Origin of the sequence: Ferranicluibacter rubi, from assembly GCF_011603255.1 — a bacterium.
Lineage (GTDB): Bacteria > Pseudomonadota > Alphaproteobacteria > Rhizobiales > Rhizobiaceae > Ferranicluibacter > Ferranicluibacter rubi.
In genome coordinates, this window is the sequence record NZ_JAANCM010000003.1 from 404,315 (window position 1) to 422,837 (window position 18,523).

Here is an 18,523-nt window from a genome sequence, read left to right on the forward strand (position 1 = left end):
CGAGTCCCTTCTCCACGCAGGCGGGGAGAAGGTGGCGGCAGCCGGGATGAGGGGCGCCTCTGGTTGCAATCATGATATCCATGACACCCTCAGCCCCAACAGGACATCCCATGACCGCCATCCTCTTCGAAAACGTTTCGCGCCATTTCGGCAGCGTGCGCGCCGTCGATGGCGTCGATCTCGCGGTTGCGGAAGGCGAGTTCTTTGCCATGCTCGGGCCCTCCGGCTCCGGCAAGACGACCTGCCTGCGGCTCGTTGCGGGCTTCGAACAACCGACATCCGGCCATATCGAAATCTTCGGTGAGACCGCGGAAGGCGTGCCGCCCTACCGGCGCAACGTCAACACGGTCTTTCAGGACTACGCGCTGTTTCCGCATCTCTCCATCCTCGACAATGTGGCCTACGGGCTGATGGTGAAGGGGATGGGTAAGACGGAGCGGCGGCGGGCGGCGGAAGAGGCGCTAGCGATGGTCGCACTGCCGGGCTACGGCGTGCGCAAACCCGGTCAGCTCTCCGGCGGCCAGCGCCAGCGCGTGGCCCTTGCCCGCGCGCTCGTCAACCGGCCGCGCGTACTGCTGCTCGATGAACCCCTGGGTGCACTGGACCTGAAACTGCGCGAGCAGATGCAGGAGGAGCTGAAGACCCTGCAGAAGACGCTCGGCCTCACCTTCATCTTCGTCACCCACGACCAGAGCGAAGCCCTGTCCATGGCCGACCGGGTCGCTGTGTTTCATGAGGGCAAGGTGCGGCAGGTGGGGACGCCGGAAGAGATCTACCGCCGTCCGAAGACGCGTTTCGTTGCCGATTTCGTCGGCTCCTCCAATGTTCTCTCCCGTGCGCAATGCCGGCAGCTCGGTTTCGATGCCCCTGCCGCCAGCCTGCGCCCGGAGTCGCTCCTCTTGGGAACGCCAACCGATGGCCAACTCGGCCTCACCGGCGTACCGATCGCCACAAGCTTTCTGGGGCCCATCAACCGGCTGACGCTCGATTGCGGCGGCGAGCGCATCGTCGCCTCGCTTCCGGCCGGAACGCCCATACCCGCCGCCGGCGAACCGGTGACGCTCGCCTTCAACCGGCAGGACCTCCACGTGATGGAGGAAGCCTGATGGCGATGGCCTCGCAGGTCCACCAGACGAACGCGGTGATGACGTCGAATAGGCATAGCGCCGCTCGCCTGTCGGATGTTTTCTGGCGGCATCCGAAGCTGTTTCTCGCTTTGCTTCTCTCCCTTCCGCTCCTCTGGCTCGGCGTGGTCTATCTCGGATCGCTCGCGATCTTCCTCGCCCAGAGCCTCTTTGCCATCGACGATTTCTCTGGCCTCGTGACCTATGAGCCGACGCTTGCCACCTATCGGCAGCTGTTTTCGGATGCGAACTTCGACATCATCCTGCGCACGGTGCTGATGGCGGCAAGCGTAACGCTGGCGTCGATCGTCATCGCCTTTCCCATCGCCTACTACGCCGCGCGCTATGCCCAAGGCGTCTGGAAAGCGGTGTTCTATCTTGGCGTCATGCTCCCCCTCTGGTCGAGCTATCTCGTCAAGATCTATGCCTGGAAGCTGATCCTCGCAAAGGAGGGCATTCTCACCTGGCTGTTCACCAAGCTGCATCTGCTCTGGCTTCTCGATGCCTGGCTCGCGATCCCGGTTATCGGCGGCAACTCGCTCTCGGTCAGCTATACCGGCACCTTCCTCGTCTTCGTCTATGTGTGGCTGCCCTTCATGATCCTGCCGATCCAGGCAGCGCTCGAACGCGTGTCCGGGAGCCTCGTTGAAGCCTCAGCCGATCTCGGCGCCCATCCGCGCCAGACCTTTCGCCATGTCCTGCTGCCGCTCGCGTTGCCGGGCATCGTCGCCGGCTCGATCTTCACCTTCTCGCTGACGCTCGGCGACTACATCATCCCGCAGATCATCGGCTCCTCGCGCCTCTTCATCGGGCAGGCGGTCTATGCGCAGCAAGGCACCGCCGGCAACGTACCACTCGCCGCCGCCTTCACGCTGGTGCCCATCGTCATCATGGGCGTCTACCTCTGGGCCGCCCGCCGCATGGGAGCTTTCGATGCGCTCTGATCGCCTCGACCGGGCGCCGCTGCCCCTGAAGATCTCCGCCTGCCTCGGCCTGCTCTTCCTGCATCTGCCGATCCTGCTGATCTTCCTCTATGCCTTCACCACCGAGGAGAAGAGCTATCGCTTTCCGCCGCCAGGACTGACGCTGCAATGGTTCGCCGTCACCTGGAACCGGCCGGATGTCTGGGCAGCACTGATGCTATCGGTGAAGGTGGCGAGCCTTGCGACCGCCATCGCCCTCGTGCTCGGCACGCTCTGTGCCGCCGCCGTCTCCCGCTCGGCCTTCTTCGGGCGCGAGGCGGTGTCGCTGCTCGTCATCCTGCCCATTGCGCTTCCCGGCATCATCACCGGCATTGCGCTCAGGTCCGCCTTCTCGATGGCGGATATCCCGTTCTCGTTCTTCACCATCGTGCTCGGCCATGCCACGTTCTGCATCGTCGTCGTCTACAACAATGCGGTTGCCCGCTTCCGCCGCCTGTCCGGCTCGCTTGTGGAGGCGTCGATGGATCTGGGGGCCGATGGCTTTCAGACCTTTCGCTACGTCATTCTGCCCAATATCGCGACGGCGCTTCTGGCCGGCGGCATGCTCGCCTTTGCGCTGTCCTTCGACGAGGTGATCGTCACGACATTTACCGCCGGCCAGCAATCGACGCTGCCGATCTGGATGTTGGAGGAGCTGATCCGCCCGCGGCAGCGGCCGGTGACCAATGTGGTTGCCATGGTCGTCGTGCTGGTGACGCTTCTGCCGATCCTTGCGGCCTACTTCCTCACCCGCGACGGCGACCGTATCGCCGGCGCCGGCAAATGACCCGAACCTGAACAGGAGATCGACCATGGACACGGACCTTTTGATCGGCGCGCGCTTCGAGCCGGGCACCGAGGCGGAAGAGCAGATCCTCAACCCGAAAACAGGGGCGAAGATCCTCGAGCTCGCCGAGGCGTCGCACGGGCAGATCGATGCGGCGGTAGCCGCCGCTGAACGTGCCTTCACCACATGGTCGCGCACGACGCCGGCTGAGCGCTCGACCTATCTCCTGCGGATCGCCGATGCGATCGAGCGGGACGCGGACGGTTTCGCGAGCCTCGAAGCGCTGAATTGCGGGAAGCCGCTGCATGCCGTGCGCAACGACGAAATCCCGGCCATCGTCGATTGCTGGCGGTTCTTCGCCGGCGCCATCCGCATGCTGAGCGGCCCCGTGGCCGGCGAATACCTGCCCGGACACACCTCGATGATCCGGCGTGATGCGATCGGCGTCGTTGGCTCCATCGCACCCTGGAACTATCCGCTAATGATGATGGCCTGGAAGCTTGCGCCGGCGCTTGCAGGCGGCAATACGGTCGTCTTCAAGCCGTCGGAACAGACGCCGTTGACCGCGCTGAAGATGGCGCGGCTGCTGGCCGACATCCTGCCGGAAGGTGTCGTCAACATCATTCTCGGCCGTGGCGAAACCGTCGGCAATGCGCTGATCAACCATTCGAAAATCGCGATGGTCTCGATCACCGGCGATATCGCCACCGGCAAGAAAGTGCTGACCGCGGCGGCCAAGACCGTGAAGCGGACCCATCTGGAACTCGGCGGCAAGGCGCCTGTCATCGTCTACGACGATGCGGACCTGGAAGCGGTTGTCGCCGGTATCCGCACCTTCGGCTTCTACAATGCGGGCCAGGACTGCACGGCAGCCTGCCGCATCTACGCGCAGGACGGCATCTACGAGAAACTGGTTGCCGACCTCACCTCGGCCGTCTCCAGCATTACCTTCGGCTCGGAAAACGATGCGGACAACGAGATCGGTCCGCTGATCTCTGCCCGCCAGCGCGACCGCGTGTCGAGCTTCGTCGAGCGCACCAGCGAGGCGCGGCACATGGAAGTCACGACCGGCGGCGGGCGCGGACCAGGCGATGGCTTCTTCTTCCAGCCGACCGTCATCGCCGGCGCGCTGCAGGACGACGAGATCGTCCGCCGCGAGGTATTCGGTCCGGTCGTCTCGGTCACGCGCTTCAAGGAATCCGAACAGGCGGTGACCTGGGCGAACGACAGCGATTACGGCCTCGCCTCCTCCGTCTGGTCGAAAGACATCTCGCGCGCGATGCAGGCAGCCGGTCGGCTTCAATACGGCTGCACCTGGATCAACACCCACTTCGCGCTCGTCAACGAGATGCCACATGGTGGCCTCAAGCAGTCGGGCTACGGCAAGGACCTCTCGGTCTATGCGCTCGAGGATTACACCGCCGTGCGCCATATCATGATCGCGCACGGCTGAGCGTTGGGCCGGGTCGCAAGGCCCGGCCCGTCATGACCTGATCAAGACCATCACCGACCTTGATCACCTCCCCTTTTGATAGGGGCAGTATCGGCGTTGGCTGAGAAGCCGACAGTCTCGCAACGTCCTTGCAGGACGAGCGACGCGACGAACACGGCGGCTTACGTCGCCATGCTGGTTTCCAGCGGATGCTGCCACGGCGGCCCGCAAGGAAATCGCAAGATCCAATGCAACCCCTCTCTCGAATAGCTCGCCACCGCGATGCCGCGCTAACGATGCGCTCCTCCCCGCATGTGTCCGCGTGTTGGGGAATGCGATGGCGTCCGCGGATCGTTCGGCGATACACCGCGTCCTTCGACCAAAAAGAGCTCCCATGATCTGCGCCGTAAGGGCGCCTGGCTCAGCGGCTTAGAAACCGGGTTTCGAGCCTGCAAATCTGCTGTTTTTAACCATGCATATTTACCGAACCCTAACATTCATTTTCCCGTATTGCGAGCTTAAATGATATTTAAGCAACCATTGAATGTGTAATCACCCCAAGAATTCCGCGAAATAATGGTAAACAGACGATTAAGGTTCAATTTACTTACTAAAGCCGACACAGTTAAGATATTGAGTAAATTTTTAAATATTGACCCAATTTCATTCATAAATTACTTACTAATTCGTAAATCAGAGGATGTTATTGTCATGCGTATATTATCTCTCTTCATATGGATCACGTCCGCAGCAGCAATATTTGCATTTGTGCTGCAGCCAGTTGGTGCCGACGTACAATTGCTCGTCTCCGCTCTTACAATTGCCTTTCTATTCGTGATTACACGCTTCAATAGAACAGGTCCGCTGCGCTACATTGCGCTCGCAACTGCAAGCATCATCGTCCTGCGTTACGCATACTGGCGCACGACAAGCACGCTTCCGCCGATCGACGACCTGATGTCGTTTATCCCCGGCATTCTGCTTTACGTCGCCGAAATGTTCTGCATTTTCATGTTCTTCATTAGTGTATTCGTCGTCGCCGATCCGATCGAACGTCCTCGTGCCCGCCAGCTGGCAGATGACGAACTCCCGACCGTCGACGTCTTCGTGCCTTCCTACAACGAAAGCGCCGAGATCCTCTCGCTGACGCTCGCTGCAGCGGCAGGCATGGATTACCCTTCCGACAAGTTCACCGTCTACCTTCTCGACGACGGCGGCACCGACCAGAAGCGCAACAGCAGCGATCCTGAAACCGCACAGGCCGCTATCGACCGTAGTCATGCGTTGCGCACGCTCTGCCTCGATCTCGGTGTCCACTACCTGACGCGAGCCCAGAACGTTCACGCCAAGGCCGGCAACCTGAATGCGGGGATGGAGCGCACCTCTGGTGACCTGATCGCCGTCTTCGATGCCGACCATGCACCTGAGCGCGCCTTCCTGCGCGAAACCGTCGGCCATTTCAGCGACGATCCCGATCTCTTCCTGGTCCAGACCCCACACTTCTTCGCAAATCCCGATCCGGTCGAGCGCAATCTCGGCACCTACAAGCATATGCCGGCCGAGAACGAGATGTTCTACACGATGATCCAGAAGGGTCTGGATCGCTGGAATGCCTCGTTCTTCTGCGGCTCTGCTGCCGTCCTCCGCCGCGAAGCGCTGGACGAGGTCGGCGGCTTCTCCGGGATCACGATCACCGAGGACTGCGAAACGGCGCTCGAACTGCACTCCCGCGGCTGGAACAGCGTCTATGTCGATAAGCCTCTGGTCACCGGTCTCCAGCCGGAAACCTTCGCCAGCTTCATCGGACAGCGCTCGCGCTGGTGCCGGGGCATGATCCAGATCCTCATCCTGAAGAACCCGCTCTTCAAGCAGGGACTGACGCTTCCCCAGCGCCTGAGCTACATGTCGAGCTGCTTCTTCTGGCTCTTCCCCTTCGTGCGCACCGCCTTCCTCGTCGCGCCCATCCTCTTCATCCTGTTCAACCTGAAGATCTTCAATGCCTCGGCCGAAGACTTCCTGGCCTATACCGTCACCTACCTCATCGCGTCCGAAATCCTGCGCAACTACCTCTACGGCAAGATGCGCTGGCCCTGGATTTCCGAGCTGTACGAATATGTCCAGTCCGTCTTTCTGGTCCGTGCCATCGTCAGCGTCATCTTCAACCCGCGCAAGCCGACCTTCAACGTGACCGACAAGGGCGTGTCGCTGAACCAGCGCCAGCTTTCCAACCTCGCCTGGCCGTTCTTCGCCATCTTCGCCGGGCTCGGCATGGTCCTCTCCTATGCGATCTACCGCTACCAGACGGAGCCGGCGCTCGGCGACCTGATCATCATCACCGGTGCCTGGAACCTGCTCAACCTGATCATCGCCGGCGCAGCACTGGGCATCGTCACCGAGCAGCCGAACGATGCCGACGGCATCAGCCTGCCCTCGGCACGCGCCGCAGAGCTTGAAGTGGGCAACCAGACCGTGCCCGTCACCATTCGGCAGATCTCCTCGGAAAAGGCGATCATCGAACTGAAGAAGACCATGACAACCCCTCTGCGGGCCGGGGAATATGGTCGCCTGCTTCTCATCGATCCCCCTGCAAGCGTCATCCTGCCCTCGATTCCCGTGTTCATCGGCAAACCGTCCGGCAGCGATCATCGCAGCTTCGTGGTCGAACTCGACGCGGAAACCTGCCACTTCCCGGCCATCGCCAGCCTCATGCTCGCCGATCTCGACCTGCCACGCAGCCTGCGGGACGGTCGCCAGAAGCGGCGGTCCTACCCCGTCGCCCTCCTGACGCTGATCCGTTGGGCCATCTTCAGCCCCTTCCTCGCCGTCACGGCCGGTCTCTCGTCCAAATCGACGTCCGAGAGAACAAGCCGTCGTCGTCGTCCGACTGCCGAAAAGCCGCAACCTGTCGTCGAAGCCGCGTGACCGGAAAGCCAGAGGAAAACATCATGTTCAAGTCATCCACCCTTGCCCTCGCGCTCCTGCCGTCCATTCTCCTGGCCGGCCTCTCCAGCACGGCGCTTGCCCAAACGCTGGGCCAGGCGGCCGGGCAGCCAGCGGCACCGGCACCCTTCCGCTTCAACACGACATCGTCGGCAACAGCACCGGCGCCGCTCGCCGATGTCGGCGGCACCCTGCGCAAGATCGCGGCGAGCCCCTACGACCTGTTCTTCGACGGCGAGTTTGCGAGCCGCAAGCTGTCCTTCTTCGCCCGGCCCGACGAGGCGTCGAGCGCGGCGCGCCTGGTCCTCACGCTTCAGACGGCCATTTCGGCGGCGCCGGAGCGCTCGAACCTCACCATCCAGATCAACGGACGGGACATCGGCGCAACCAACCTCGTTGCCGGCGACCCGCGCCGCGTCACCTTCGACATACCGGCCGGCGTCATCCAGCCAGGCTATAATGCGGTCGCCATCGCCGCCAGCCACCGCCACCGTGTCGATTGCAGCGTCGAGGCGACCTATGAGCTCTGGACCAAGATCGATCCCGCGCAGAGCGGCTTTGTCTTCCCCTCGGCCGAGGCGGGCAACCTCACCATGATCGACCTGATGCCGCTCGCCGGCACCCGGGAAGGCCGCACCAACCTGCGCGTCATCCTGCCAAAGGGCGCGCAAATGGCGGACTATGATCGCGCATTGAACGTGGTGCAGGCGCTGGCGATCACCGGCAATCTCAATCATCCCCAGGTCGAGTTCGGCGCGACGCCCGGTACGGGTGCCGGCATCGACATCTATGTCGGCGTCAGCAAGGATATCGCCGCCCTGCTCGGCGCCGGTGCGCCAGTTCTCGCTTCCGGAGAAGCAGCCATCGTTGCGGCCGGCGCGACGCCTGAGCGCAAGCGCCTGATCATTTCCGGCCTCGATACAGCCGATCTCGACGCAAAGACGCAGCAATTCGTGCAGCAGGCGACACAGGAACGGCCCGTCGGCACACCAGAAGGGCTGGCCGCGCTGACGAACATGAAAGGCCGGCTCCTCGTTCCCGGTGAGAAGGTCGCGCTGTCGGATCTTGGCTTTACGGCAAAGCCTTTCGATGGCCGGCTCGTGCAGTCGAAGGTCAATTTCACCATGCCGTCGGACTTCTACCCCGGCGCCTATTCCAGCATGAGCTTCCACCTTAATGCACTCTATGTCGGCGGCCTTTCTCCGGATGCCGTCCTCACGGTCAAGGCGAACGACAAGGTCGTCGCCAACATCCCCCTGAGTTCGCCGCGTGGCGGCGCCATCCGCGACCAGCGCCTGCCGATCCCGTTCACGGCGCTGCGCCCGGGCCAGAACACGCTGCAGATCGAAGCCCGCCTTCCTTCGAAGCTCGATGCCGCCTGCGAGTCCGTCGACAAGGCGACATCGACGGCCCGCCTCTCCATCGACGGAAATTCCTACCTCGATATTCCGAACTATGCCCGTGTCGGTCGCTATCCGGATATCGCCGCTCTGACCTCGGGCCTTCCCGCCCCGGTCGAAGGCGAGACAGGGGCCGCAACCACGCTTCTCGTGCCGAACTACAATGCCCAGAGCATGGATGCCGCAGCGACCTTCGTCGCCAAGATGGCCTACGCATCCAGCCAGGTGAAGCCGATGCAGTACACCTCGCTGCTGCCGGCCATGGACACGACAAACCTCATCGCGTTCGGCGGATATGACACGCTACCCTCCGAACTCGTCAGCCGCATGAACCTCGACTTCGTCAACATCCGCAACATGGCCGGGTCGGCAGCCTCGCCGTACGAAGTTGCCGCACTCGAAAACTTCGGGCCGCAGAGCGACATGCAGCGCCAGATGACAACGAGCGTCGTCGGCACGGCCGTGGACCTCTCGCAGACGGCCGGCAGCTTCCTTGCCGCCCCCGTCGAACGCTCGGCGGACATGCTGCAGGCCATCCGCACGAAGGCCGTCTCCGAACTCTCCAAGCTCAACATCGCGCCGCTGCGCGCCCTTCTGGGCGACGAGATCAAGCCGGAAGCCTTCTCGCCCACGGCGGAAACCACGCTGGTGATCGCCCAGAATGCCGGCGGAAATGGCGGGCTGTGGACCGTGGTCGCATCCAAGAGCGCCAGCGGCATCGTGGCGGGCACCGACGTTCTGACGGATCTCAACGTGTGGAATACGCTCGGCGGATCGGTTCAGGCGTTTTCCGAAACGGGCATCAAGCTCGACCAGCAGCTTGCGACCAACCAGACGCTTTACCGGACTCAGCCGTTCAGCCTGTCGAACATGCGTCTGGTCACGGCAAGCTGGCTGGCCAACAATGCCGCCGTCTACATCTTCGCGCTGCTGACGGCCGCCATCCTTCTCGGCCTCGGCACCTACATGGTTCTGACGACCGGACGCCGCAATCATGGCTAAGCCGCTCGCTCTGGTCACATGGAGCCTGACGGCCGCCATGACCGTCCTGCTCTCCGCCCTGCTGCCGTCGAGCGGCCTGGCGGCGGGCAAGACCGGCCGCGTGAAGGCGGCCGAGACCCTCCTCCCCACCGATTACATCGCCGGCGCCTGGTGGCTCTACAAATCCGTCTTCGTAGAAAACGGGCGCGTCATCGACCGGTCGAATGGCAACGTCTCGCACAGCGAGGGCCAGGGCTATGGCATGCTGATTGCCGTTGCGGCAGACGATCGCGAGGCTTTCGACGCGCTCTGGGCCTGGACGCGGGAAAACCTGCAGGTCCGCGGCGACGCGCTCTCGGCCTGGCGCTGGAGCCCGGACACGGCGATCCCAGTTGCCGATATGAACAACGCCTCCGACGGCGACCTTCTGATCGCCTGGGCGCTGTCGCGGGCAGCAACGCGGTGGCGCGAGCCGGCTCTGGCCGTCGAAGCGCGCCGGATTCTGAAGGATCTGACAGCCAAGGCGACGGTGAAGGATGCGAGCTATGGAACGCTGCTTCTTCCCGCCGCACAGGGTTTCAGCGGCAGCGCCGAGCAGCCCGGCATCGTCGTCAACCTCTCCTACTGGGTCTTTCCGGCCATTGAGGAACTGGGGCTGATCGAACCCTCGTTCCCGGCAGATGACCTTGTCGCGAGCGGCAAGGCACTGCTCGAAAAGGGCCGTTTCGGCAGCAGTCATCTCCCGGCCGACTGGCTATCGCTGAGGGGCGACCACCCGCAGCCGGCACCGGCCTTCGCCGCCACCTTCGGCTACGAGGCGGTCCGTGTTCCGCTCTACACGGCCTGGTCCGGCGGTGCACCGCTGTCGCTCCTGACGGGCGTGCAGCAGCGCTGGAACGAGAACGGCGCAAACGTCATGCATGTCATGGACCTGGCAACGGCCACCGCAATGACGGCCATGTCCGACCCCGGTTACCGCGCCGTCAGCGCGCTTCTGTCCTGCGGCCTCGACAAAGCCGGCCAAGCTTCCAGCATGCCGCCCTTCGAACCGACCGAATATTACCCATCCACGCTCCATCTCCTGAGCATCATCGCCATCTCCGAGAGGTATGCATCATGTCTTCCAAGTCAAAACTGAAGTTCTCGCTGCTCGCCGCAACCGCCGTTCTCCTCCTCAACCCCGGTCTCGTTTTAAAGACGCTCCAGAACGACGATTCGGAACTGCGGGCACAGGAAATGGCCTGGACGCTGCCGACGCCCGCAAACGAAGCGTCCAAAATGGATGCGAACGATCCCCTGCTGGCACCGGCGGCAGGTACGGCATCCTCCTCCGCAGCCGTGTCCGACGCAAATGCCGCCTTCGCGCTGCCGGCTGCGAGCGTCGCACCGGCCACCGACCGCGTCGCCGTCAACCCGCAGGCTGCACCGGGCGACAATCCGTTCCTTCGTCAGGCTGCATCGGCACCGATCGCACCGACCAGCCTGCCCCGGGCAATGCCGGTCGCGACTGGCGTTTCCGTCGCACTTCCCGCAGCTCAGCCGGTCGCGCTGGCTGTCGAAGCACCCGCTGTCGCCAATCCCTTCGCGCCCTCCACCACACCCGCGACTGAGGCGACCACGGTGCAGCCGGCCGCCGTCGCATCGGTGGATATCTCCGCCCTGCGCTACTACGCCTCGACACGCGACCTGAAGCGGGTGGGCGCCGAACTTCGTCGGTTGAAGGATCTTTATCCCGACTGGCAGCCGCCGAAGGACCTGTTCACGCCCGTGTCCCAGTTCGATGAGCAGCCGCTGTGGAACATCTACGCCACCGGCAACTATGCCGCGGTCCGCGCCGGCATCGCCCGTGCCCAGAGCGTCAATCCGAAATGGCAGCCGTCCGAAGACCTGATGATCAAGCTGCAACTGGGTGAAGCGCGCAGCCTCATCGATAGCGCCATTGCGCAGAGCCGTTGGAAAGATGTGATCTCGACCGCGCAGGCCATGCCTTCCCTCATGGTCTGCGGCGAGATGCAAGTGCAGTGGAACGTCGCGGAAGCCTTTGCGCACCTGCGCAACTACGCCGACGCCTTCGACGTCTACCGCTACATCCTGTCGAGCTGCGACGACCCCACCATGCGCCTATCCACGGTGCAGAAGGCGTCTCTCCTCATCCCGCCTGTCGGCTACACCTCGCTTCTGGCCCTCGGCCGCACCACGCAGGATGGCCATCCCGAGTTCGAAAACCTCGGTTTCGACGGCATCCGCCGCCAGATCGGTGCTTTCATCGAGCATGGCGACTTCTCCGAAATGCCGGCAAACGAGGAAATCACCCGCTTCGTCGATTTCATCCAGCGCAATGCCTCCGTCGAGGACGCGAACCTCATCGGCTGGTATTTCTACGCGCAGAAGGAATGGACGACCGCGAATGCCTGGTTCCTGCAGGCGACCAAGTTCAAGCGCGACCCCAAGAGCATCGAAGGCCTGATCCTGACGCTGCGGCAGATGGACAAGAACGAAGATGCCCTGAAGCTTGCGCGCCATTACATCAAGCTGTCGCCGGATGTCGCGCGCCAGTATATCGAGATCGTTTCGAGCGTTCTCACAGCCGACAAGCCGACCCTTACGCTTGAGGAGACCGAAAATGCCCTCTTCCAGGAGACCGTGACATCGCAGAAGTCCGCGCTCGGCGCGCAGGCACTCGGCTGGAAGTACCTTGCTGGCAACGACAAGGCGACGGCGAAGACCTGGTTTGCAGACTCGGTGGAGTGGCAGCCGACGGAAGGCGGCGTGGTCGGCCTCGCCGTTCTCGCAGCCCGGTCGAAGAACGGTCGCGCCTTGAACGCGCTGAAGGTGAACTATGGCAAGACCTTCACCGCCCTGCGGGATTTCAAGGTCTACAGCCCCCGCTACGTCGCCAAACGGACGCCGAAGATTCGTGAAAAGACCGTTTCGACCAAGCCGAAGACACTGGCAGACTATCTGAGATCTGCCTCCTGAAGACAGATCAGGCGGATTGCCAAAGACAGGAGAACCCCGCCGCTGCCGCTGCGGGGTTCTCGTAGCTTTCTTGCCTATTTCGTGCCCATGCATAATTTTTATACAACACAGCACGCTATCGATCAGAATGCCCGCGGGGGATTGATATCCAGCGTGAGCTGACACACCCCTTCCTATCCGAAACCGCTGGTGCGTTCTGTGAAACTGACGCTTCATGGGATCTGGCACGAAACCTGCTTCATCTCCCTCGACCGAGCACGTGCTCGGAACTGCAAACGAGGGAACAGAATGACGCCGATATCCAGATCCATCTTCCGCAGCCGCCCGATCCTCAGAAGCGTGCGGAGCGCGATGATCGCCGGATCCGCCGCACTGGCGCTGGCAGCAGCATCGGCCGGTGCAGCATGGGCCGCAGGCACCCTGCGGATCGGCATGACCGCATCGGACATTCCGCTGACGACGGGGCAGACGGACCAGGGTGGCGAAGGCCAGCGCGTGATGGGCTACACGCTCTACAACGCATTGATCGAATGGGACCTGTCGAGCGCCGAAAAGGCCGCGACCCTGATCCCAAGCCTTGCGACGTCGTGGGACATCGACCCGACCGACCAGACCAAGTGGACGTTCAAGCTGCGGGACGGCGTGAAATTCCACGACGGCAGCAGATTTGACGCCAATGCCGTCGTCTGGAACCTCGACAAGCTTCTCAAGAGCGATGCGCCGCAGTTCGACAAGCGCCAGTCGGCGCAGGGCAAGTCGCGCATCCCCGCCGTCGCCTCCTACAAGGTCATCGATCCCCTCACAGTCGAGATCGTGACCAAGACGCCGGATGCGACCCTGCCCTACCAGATCAGCTGGATCCTCATGTCCTCGCCGGCCAACTGGGAAGCACAGGGCAAGAACTGGGACGCAGTGGCGCAGAAGCCATCGGGCACCGGCCCGTGGAAGCTCGAAAACGGCTTCACACCGCGCGAACGCGCAGAACTGACGCCGAATGCAGACTATTGGGACAAGGCGCGCATCCCCAAGCTCGACAAGCTCGTGCTCATTCCGCTGCCGGAGCCGAACACCCGTGTCGCAGCGCTCCGTTCGGGTCAGGTCGACTGGATCGAGGCGCCGGCGCCCGACTCCGTCGCGTCCCTGCGGGATGCAGGCTTCAAGATCGTCACCAACTCCTATCCGCATAACTGGACCTGGCACCTCTCGCGCGTCGAGGGTTCCCCTTGGAACGATATCCGCGTCCGCAAGGCGGCAAACCTTGCCGTTGACCGCGAGGGCCTGAACGAACTTCTCGGTGGATTGTCGATTCCCGCACAAGGCTACCTGCCGCCCGGCAGCCCCTGGTTCGGCAATCCGACCTTCAAGCTGAGCTACAATGTCGAGGAAGCCAAGAAGCTGATGGCGGAAGCGGGCTACGGTCCGGACAAGCCCATCACCACCAAGGTCGTCATCTCCTCGTCCGGTTCCGGACAGATGCTGCCGCTGCAGATGAACGAGTATATCCAGCAGACGCTGGCCGAGATCGGCATCAATGTCGAATTCGAAGTGGCCGACTGGAACACGGTCATCAACATCTGGCGCGCCGGTGCCAAGGATCCGAGCGCCAAGGGCGCGACCGCAGTCAACTACAGCTACTTCATCCAGGACCCCTTCACGGCCCTTATCCGCCAGTCGCAGTGCAACCTCGCACCGCCGGCCGGCACCAACTGGGGCTATTATTGCGACCCCGAGATGGACGAACTGTTCGCCAAGGTGCGCACTACCTTCGATCCGGTCGAACAGAACAAGGTGCTGCAGCAGATCCACGAGAAATACGTCAACGAAGCCCTGTTCCTGATGGTCACGCACGACGTCAATCCACGGGCGATGACGGAAAAGGTCAAGGGCTTCGTGCAGGCACAGAACTGGTTCCAGGATTTCTCGACCATCAGCGTCGATCCCTGACATCCGTCATCTAAACACGGCTGCGCGACCGTTCGGATCGCGCAGCCGGATGTCACCAGACCCTTAGCATCACGAGAACAGCATGCTGGCTTATGCCCTGAAGAGACTGCTGCACGTCATTCCCGTTGCGATCGGCGTGAGCATCGTCTGCTTCCTCCTGATCCATATCGCGCCGGGCGATCCGCTCGCCGCCATCCTGCCCTCCGATGCCTCCGCCGAGCAGCAGATGCAGATGCGCGTCTTCTACGGGCTCGATCAGCCCCTGCCGGTACAATACGGGCTCTGGGCCTGGCGCACGCTCCACGGCGATCTCGGCGTTTCCATCGCCTCCGGTCGGCCGGTTCTGAGCGAAATTCTCGATGCCTCGGTCAACTCGATCATCCTCGCCGTCGCCGCGACGCTCATCGGCTTCACCATCGGCTCGGTGCTCGGCTTCGTGGCGGGCGTCTTCCGTGGCGGCTGGATCGACCGGCTGGCCTCCGCCGTCGCCATGCTCGGCGTCAGCGTTCCCCACTACTGGCTTGGCATGGTGCTCGTCATCGCCTTCTCGGTCACCCTCGGCTGGCTGCCGGCGATGGGTGGCGGCCCCGGCGGGTCCGACGGGCGGGCCTTCAGCTGGGACTATGTGCAGTATCTCATCCTGCCGGCCGTCACCATGTCGGTCATCCCCATGGGCATCATCGCCCGCACCATCCGCTCGCTGGTGGCCGATATCCTGTCGCAGGATTTCACCCAGGCGCTGGCCGCCAAGGGCCTTATGTCGCGCCAGATCCTGCGCCATGTCATCCGCAACGCGGCGCCCACCGCCATCTCGGTCATGGGCCTGCAGCTCGGCTATCTCCTCGGCGGCTCGATCCTCATCGAGACGGTGTTCTCCTGGCCCGGCACGGGTTTTCTCCTCAACGGCGCAATCTTCACCCGCGACCTGCCCATCCTGCAGGGCACGATCCTCGTGCTCGCCCTGTTCTTCGTCTTCCTCAACCTCATCGTGGACGTGCTGCAAAGTGCGATCGATCCGCGCATCCAGAGGAGCTGATCCATGGCCGTCATCACCGCAGACATGGTCGCGCCCAGGCCCGCGATTCTCAAGTCGCCCGGCTTCTGGAGCGGCGTCATCCGCCGGCTCTGTCGTGATCCCGTGGCGCTTGCGGCCCTTGCCGTCGTCGTCCTCCTCGTGCTGATCGCGATCTTCGCGCCTTATATCGCGCCTTACGACCCCTCCAAAGGCAGCGTCATCCGCCGCCTGAAGCCCATCGGCACGCCCGGCTTCATCCTCGGCACGGACGAACTCGGTCGCGACATGCTCTCGCGGCTGATCTACGGCGCGCGCCTCTCGCTCACCATGGGCGTCATTCCCGTTCCCATCGCCTTCGTCATCGGCTCGGCCATCGGCATCATCGCCGGTTATGCCGGCGGCATCGTCAACACGCTGATCATGCGCACGATCGATGTCTTCTACGCCTTCCCCTCGGTTCTCCTCGCCGTCGCTTTGTCCGGCGCGCTCGGTTCGGGGCTCACCAATGCGCTGGTGTCGCTCACCGTCGTCTTCATCCCGCAGATCGCGCGTGTCGCCGAAAGCGTGACGACGCAGGTGCGCAAGCTCGATTACGTCGATGCCGCCCGCGCGTCCGGCGCTCCGGCGCGCACGATCATCCGGGTGCACATTCTCGGCAATGTGCTCAGCCCGATCTTCGTCTTCGCCACCAGCTTGATCTCGGTTTCCATGATCCTCGCCTCCGGTCTTTCCTTCCTCGGGCTCGGCGTGCGCCCGCCGGATGCGGAATGGGGGCTGATGCTGAACACGCTGAGAACCGCGATCTACAACAACCCCTTCGTCGCGGCCCTGCCGGGCCTGATGATCTTCGTCACCTCCGTCTGCTTCAACCTCTTCTCGGATGGTCTGCGCACTGCCATGGACGTGAAATCATGAGCGCCGTCATATCACCCTATAATCTGGATCCGGGCGTCGGCGAGCGCGGCGGACCGGCCCAACCGCTGATCTCGGCACGCGGTCTGCTGAAGCATTTCCCGGTGAAAAGCAGCGGCTTGTTCGCGCCGAAGAAAGTTGTGCGCGCCGTCGATGGCGTCGATTTCGACATTCTGAAGGGCGAGACGCTGGGCGTCGTCGGCGAGAGCGGCTGCGGCAAATCCACGACGGCGCGGCTTCTGATGAACCTCATCGTCCGCGACAAGGGCGATCTCCTGTTCGACGGCGAGACGGTCGGCGAAACCCTGCCGCTCGCGCAGTACCGGCGACAGGTGCAGATGGTCTTTCAGGACAGCTATGCCTCGCTCAACCCGCGCCTGACGATCGAGGAATCGATCGCCTTCGCGCCGCAGGTGCATGGCGTGCCCGCTGCCAAAGCCATCGCCCGCGCGCATGACCTGCTCTTCAGGGTGGGATTGGAGCCCGGCCGCTTTGCCGGCCGCTATCCGCACGAGCTTTCCGGCGGCCAGCGCCAGCGCGTCAACATCGCGCGCGCACTGGCGCTCGAGCCACGGCTGATCATTCTCGACGAGGCCGTTTCCGCGCTCGACAAGTCGGTGGAGGCGCAGGTTCTCAACCTGCTTCTCGACCTGAAGCGGGATTTCGGGCTGACCTACCTGTTCATCTCCCACGACCTTAACGTCGTGAAGTTCATGTGCGACCGGGTCATGGTCATGTATCTCGGCAAGGTGGCGGAGATCGGCACACGCGCGGCCATCTTCGGCGAGGCCCGGCACCCCTATTCCGCAGCGCTTCTGGCCTCCATGCCGAAAATGGACCCGTCCGAGCGGACGATGGAGCCACCGCTGTCCGGCGATCCGCCGAACCCCATCGATCCGCCGAGCGGCTGTCGGTTCCACACGCGCTGTCAGTTCGTGGAAGACATCTGCAGCCGCGAGGTCCCGCCGCTCGCCAGCCTGTCCGCCGAGCAATCCGCGGCCTGTCTCATGGCCGTTCCCGGCTCCGGCCACAGCCGTGCGCCGAGCCTTGGGGAGACTTCGGCATGACCGATACGATGATCGATATCGACAATCTCTCTGTCACCTTTCATCGCGGCCGCAAGCCGGTCAAGGCCGTGAACGGCGTGACCCTGAAGGTGCGTGCGGGCGAGGTGGTTGCCCTGCTCGGGGAATCCGGTTCCGGCAAGAGCGTGACCATGCGCTCGCTGCTGCGCATGCACCCCAAGGGCACCACCATCGAGGGCACGATGTCCGTGGCGGGTCGCGACGTCACGGGGCTTTCGACGCGAGACCTCGGCAATCTGCGTGGCGCCGTCGTGTCCATGGTGTTTCAGGAGCCGCGCCTCGCGCTCGATCCGGTCTACACGCTCGGCCGGCAGATCGAGGAAACGATCATGCGCCACGAGCGGGTTTCGAGAGCGCAAGCGTCCGCACGGGCGCTGGCGCTGTTCGAAAAGGTCCGCATTCCCTCGCCGCAACGACGCTTGCAGAACTACCCGCACGAAATGTCCGGCGGCATGCTGCAGCGGGCGATGATCGCCATGGCGCTCGCCTGCAATCCGAAGGTGCTGCTGGCCGACGAGCCGACGACGGCGCTGGACGCGACCGTGCAGATCCAGATCCTGCTGCTGATCCGCGAGCTGCAGAAGGAATACGGCCTGTCGGTGATCTTCGTCACCCACGATATCGGCGTTGCCGCGGAGGTCGCAGACCGGATCGCGGTGATGTATGCCGGGCGGATCGTCGAGGAAGGCACGGCGAGCGATATCATCCGCAATCCGAAGCATCCCTACACCAAGGGCCTGCTCGGCGCGCGCGTCGAGCTTGCCGATGGCCGCGACCGGCTCATCACCATCCCCGGCGCCCCGCCGGATCTCGCCGACATGCCGCCCGGCTGCGCTTTCGCCCCGCGCTGCGCGGATGTCATGGCCCCCTGCCGGGCCGTCGTGCCGCCGCTGGTGGGCGCTGCCGGATCGTCAGAGCGTGCCGGTCAGGTCGCCTGCCTGCTCTATGCGTGAGGCGACGAC

Annotated in this window: 13 protein-coding genes; all 13 read left to right on the forward strand. The window is 63.3% G+C overall.

Going from position 1 to position 18,523, the window contains the following annotated elements; all coding sequences use genetic code 11:
• Nucleotides 1-110 precede the first annotated feature (110 nt).
• The 13 genes from G8E10_RS08570 to G8E10_RS08630 all read left to right on the forward strand — a co-directional run bounded on the left by G8E10_RS08570 (nt 111) and on the right by G8E10_RS08630 (nt 18,514).
• A complete protein-coding gene (locus G8E10_RS08570; protein WP_132665007.1) occupies nt 111-1,106 on the forward strand; it encodes an ABC transporter ATP-binding protein in 996 nt (331 codons plus the stop codon).
• 5 nt (nt 1,107-1,111) lie between these two features.
• Nucleotides 1,112-2,068, forward strand: a complete 957-nt coding sequence (locus G8E10_RS08575) for an ABC transporter permease (protein ID WP_181425232.1) — start codon at nt 1,112-1,114, stop codon at nt 2,066-2,068.
• Nucleotides 2,058-2,873: an ABC transporter permease gene (locus G8E10_RS08580; protein WP_110737129.1), complete on the forward strand. Its 816-nt coding sequence runs from the start codon at nt 2,058-2,060 to the stop codon at nt 2,871-2,873. The genes G8E10_RS08575 and G8E10_RS08580 overlap by 11 nt, the downstream gene beginning before the upstream one ends.
• Nucleotides 2,874-2,898: 25 nt before the next feature.
• On the forward strand, nt 2,899-4,326 hold the full coding sequence (locus tag G8E10_RS08585) for a gamma-aminobutyraldehyde dehydrogenase (RefSeq protein ID WP_110801565.1): 1,428 nt from the start codon (nt 2,899-2,901) through the stop codon (nt 4,324-4,326).
• A 690-nt stretch (nt 4,327-5,016) separates the two neighbouring features.
• Entirely contained in the window at nt 5,017-7,227 is a 2,211-nt protein-coding gene (gene bcsA, locus G8E10_RS08590) for a UDP-forming cellulose synthase catalytic subunit (protein ID WP_110801564.1), read from the forward strand.
• Nucleotides 7,228-7,250: 23 nt separating this feature from the next.
• Entirely contained in the window at nt 7,251-9,647 is a 2,397-nt protein-coding gene (locus G8E10_RS08595) for a cellulose biosynthesis cyclic di-GMP-binding regulatory protein BcsB (protein WP_110801563.1), read from the forward strand.
• Nucleotides 9,640-10,764, forward strand: a complete 1,125-nt coding sequence (locus tag G8E10_RS08600) for a family 8 glycosyl hydrolase (RefSeq protein WP_110801562.1) — start codon at nt 9,640-9,642, stop codon at nt 10,762-10,764. The genes G8E10_RS08595 and G8E10_RS08600 overlap by 8 nt, the downstream gene beginning before the upstream one ends.
• Nucleotides 10,743-12,605: a hypothetical protein gene (locus G8E10_RS08605; protein WP_110801561.1), complete on the forward strand. Its 1,863-nt coding sequence runs from the start codon at nt 10,743-10,745 to the stop codon at nt 12,603-12,605. The genes G8E10_RS08600 and G8E10_RS08605 overlap by 22 nt, the downstream gene beginning before the upstream one ends.
• 351 nt (nt 12,606-12,956) lie before the next feature.
• Complete coding sequence (locus tag G8E10_RS08610; protein WP_245420148.1) at nt 12,957-14,549, forward strand: ABC transporter substrate-binding protein; 1,593 nt, start codon at nt 12,957-12,959, stop codon at nt 14,547-14,549.
• 82 nt (nt 14,550-14,631) lie between these two features.
• The gene (locus tag G8E10_RS08615) at nt 14,632-15,585 is read left to right on the forward strand and encodes an ABC transporter permease (protein WP_110801559.1); all 954 of its coding nucleotides are present in this window, start codon (nt 14,632-14,634) and stop codon (nt 15,583-15,585) included.
• Nucleotides 15,586-15,588: 3 nt separating this feature from the next.
• Nucleotides 15,589-16,479, forward strand: a complete 891-nt coding sequence (locus G8E10_RS08620) for an ABC transporter permease (protein WP_110801558.1) — start codon at nt 15,589-15,591, stop codon at nt 16,477-16,479.
• Complete coding sequence (locus G8E10_RS08625; RefSeq protein WP_132665005.1) at nt 16,476-17,543, forward strand: ABC transporter ATP-binding protein; 1,068 nt, start codon at nt 16,476-16,478, stop codon at nt 17,541-17,543. Before G8E10_RS08620 ends, G8E10_RS08625 begins: the two co-directional genes overlap by 4 nt.
• Complete coding sequence (locus G8E10_RS08630; protein WP_110729372.1) at nt 17,540-18,514, forward strand: ABC transporter ATP-binding protein; 975 nt, start codon at nt 17,540-17,542, stop codon at nt 18,512-18,514. Before G8E10_RS08625 ends, G8E10_RS08630 begins: the two co-directional genes overlap by 4 nt.
• Nucleotides 18,515-18,523: the final 9 nt, after the last annotated feature.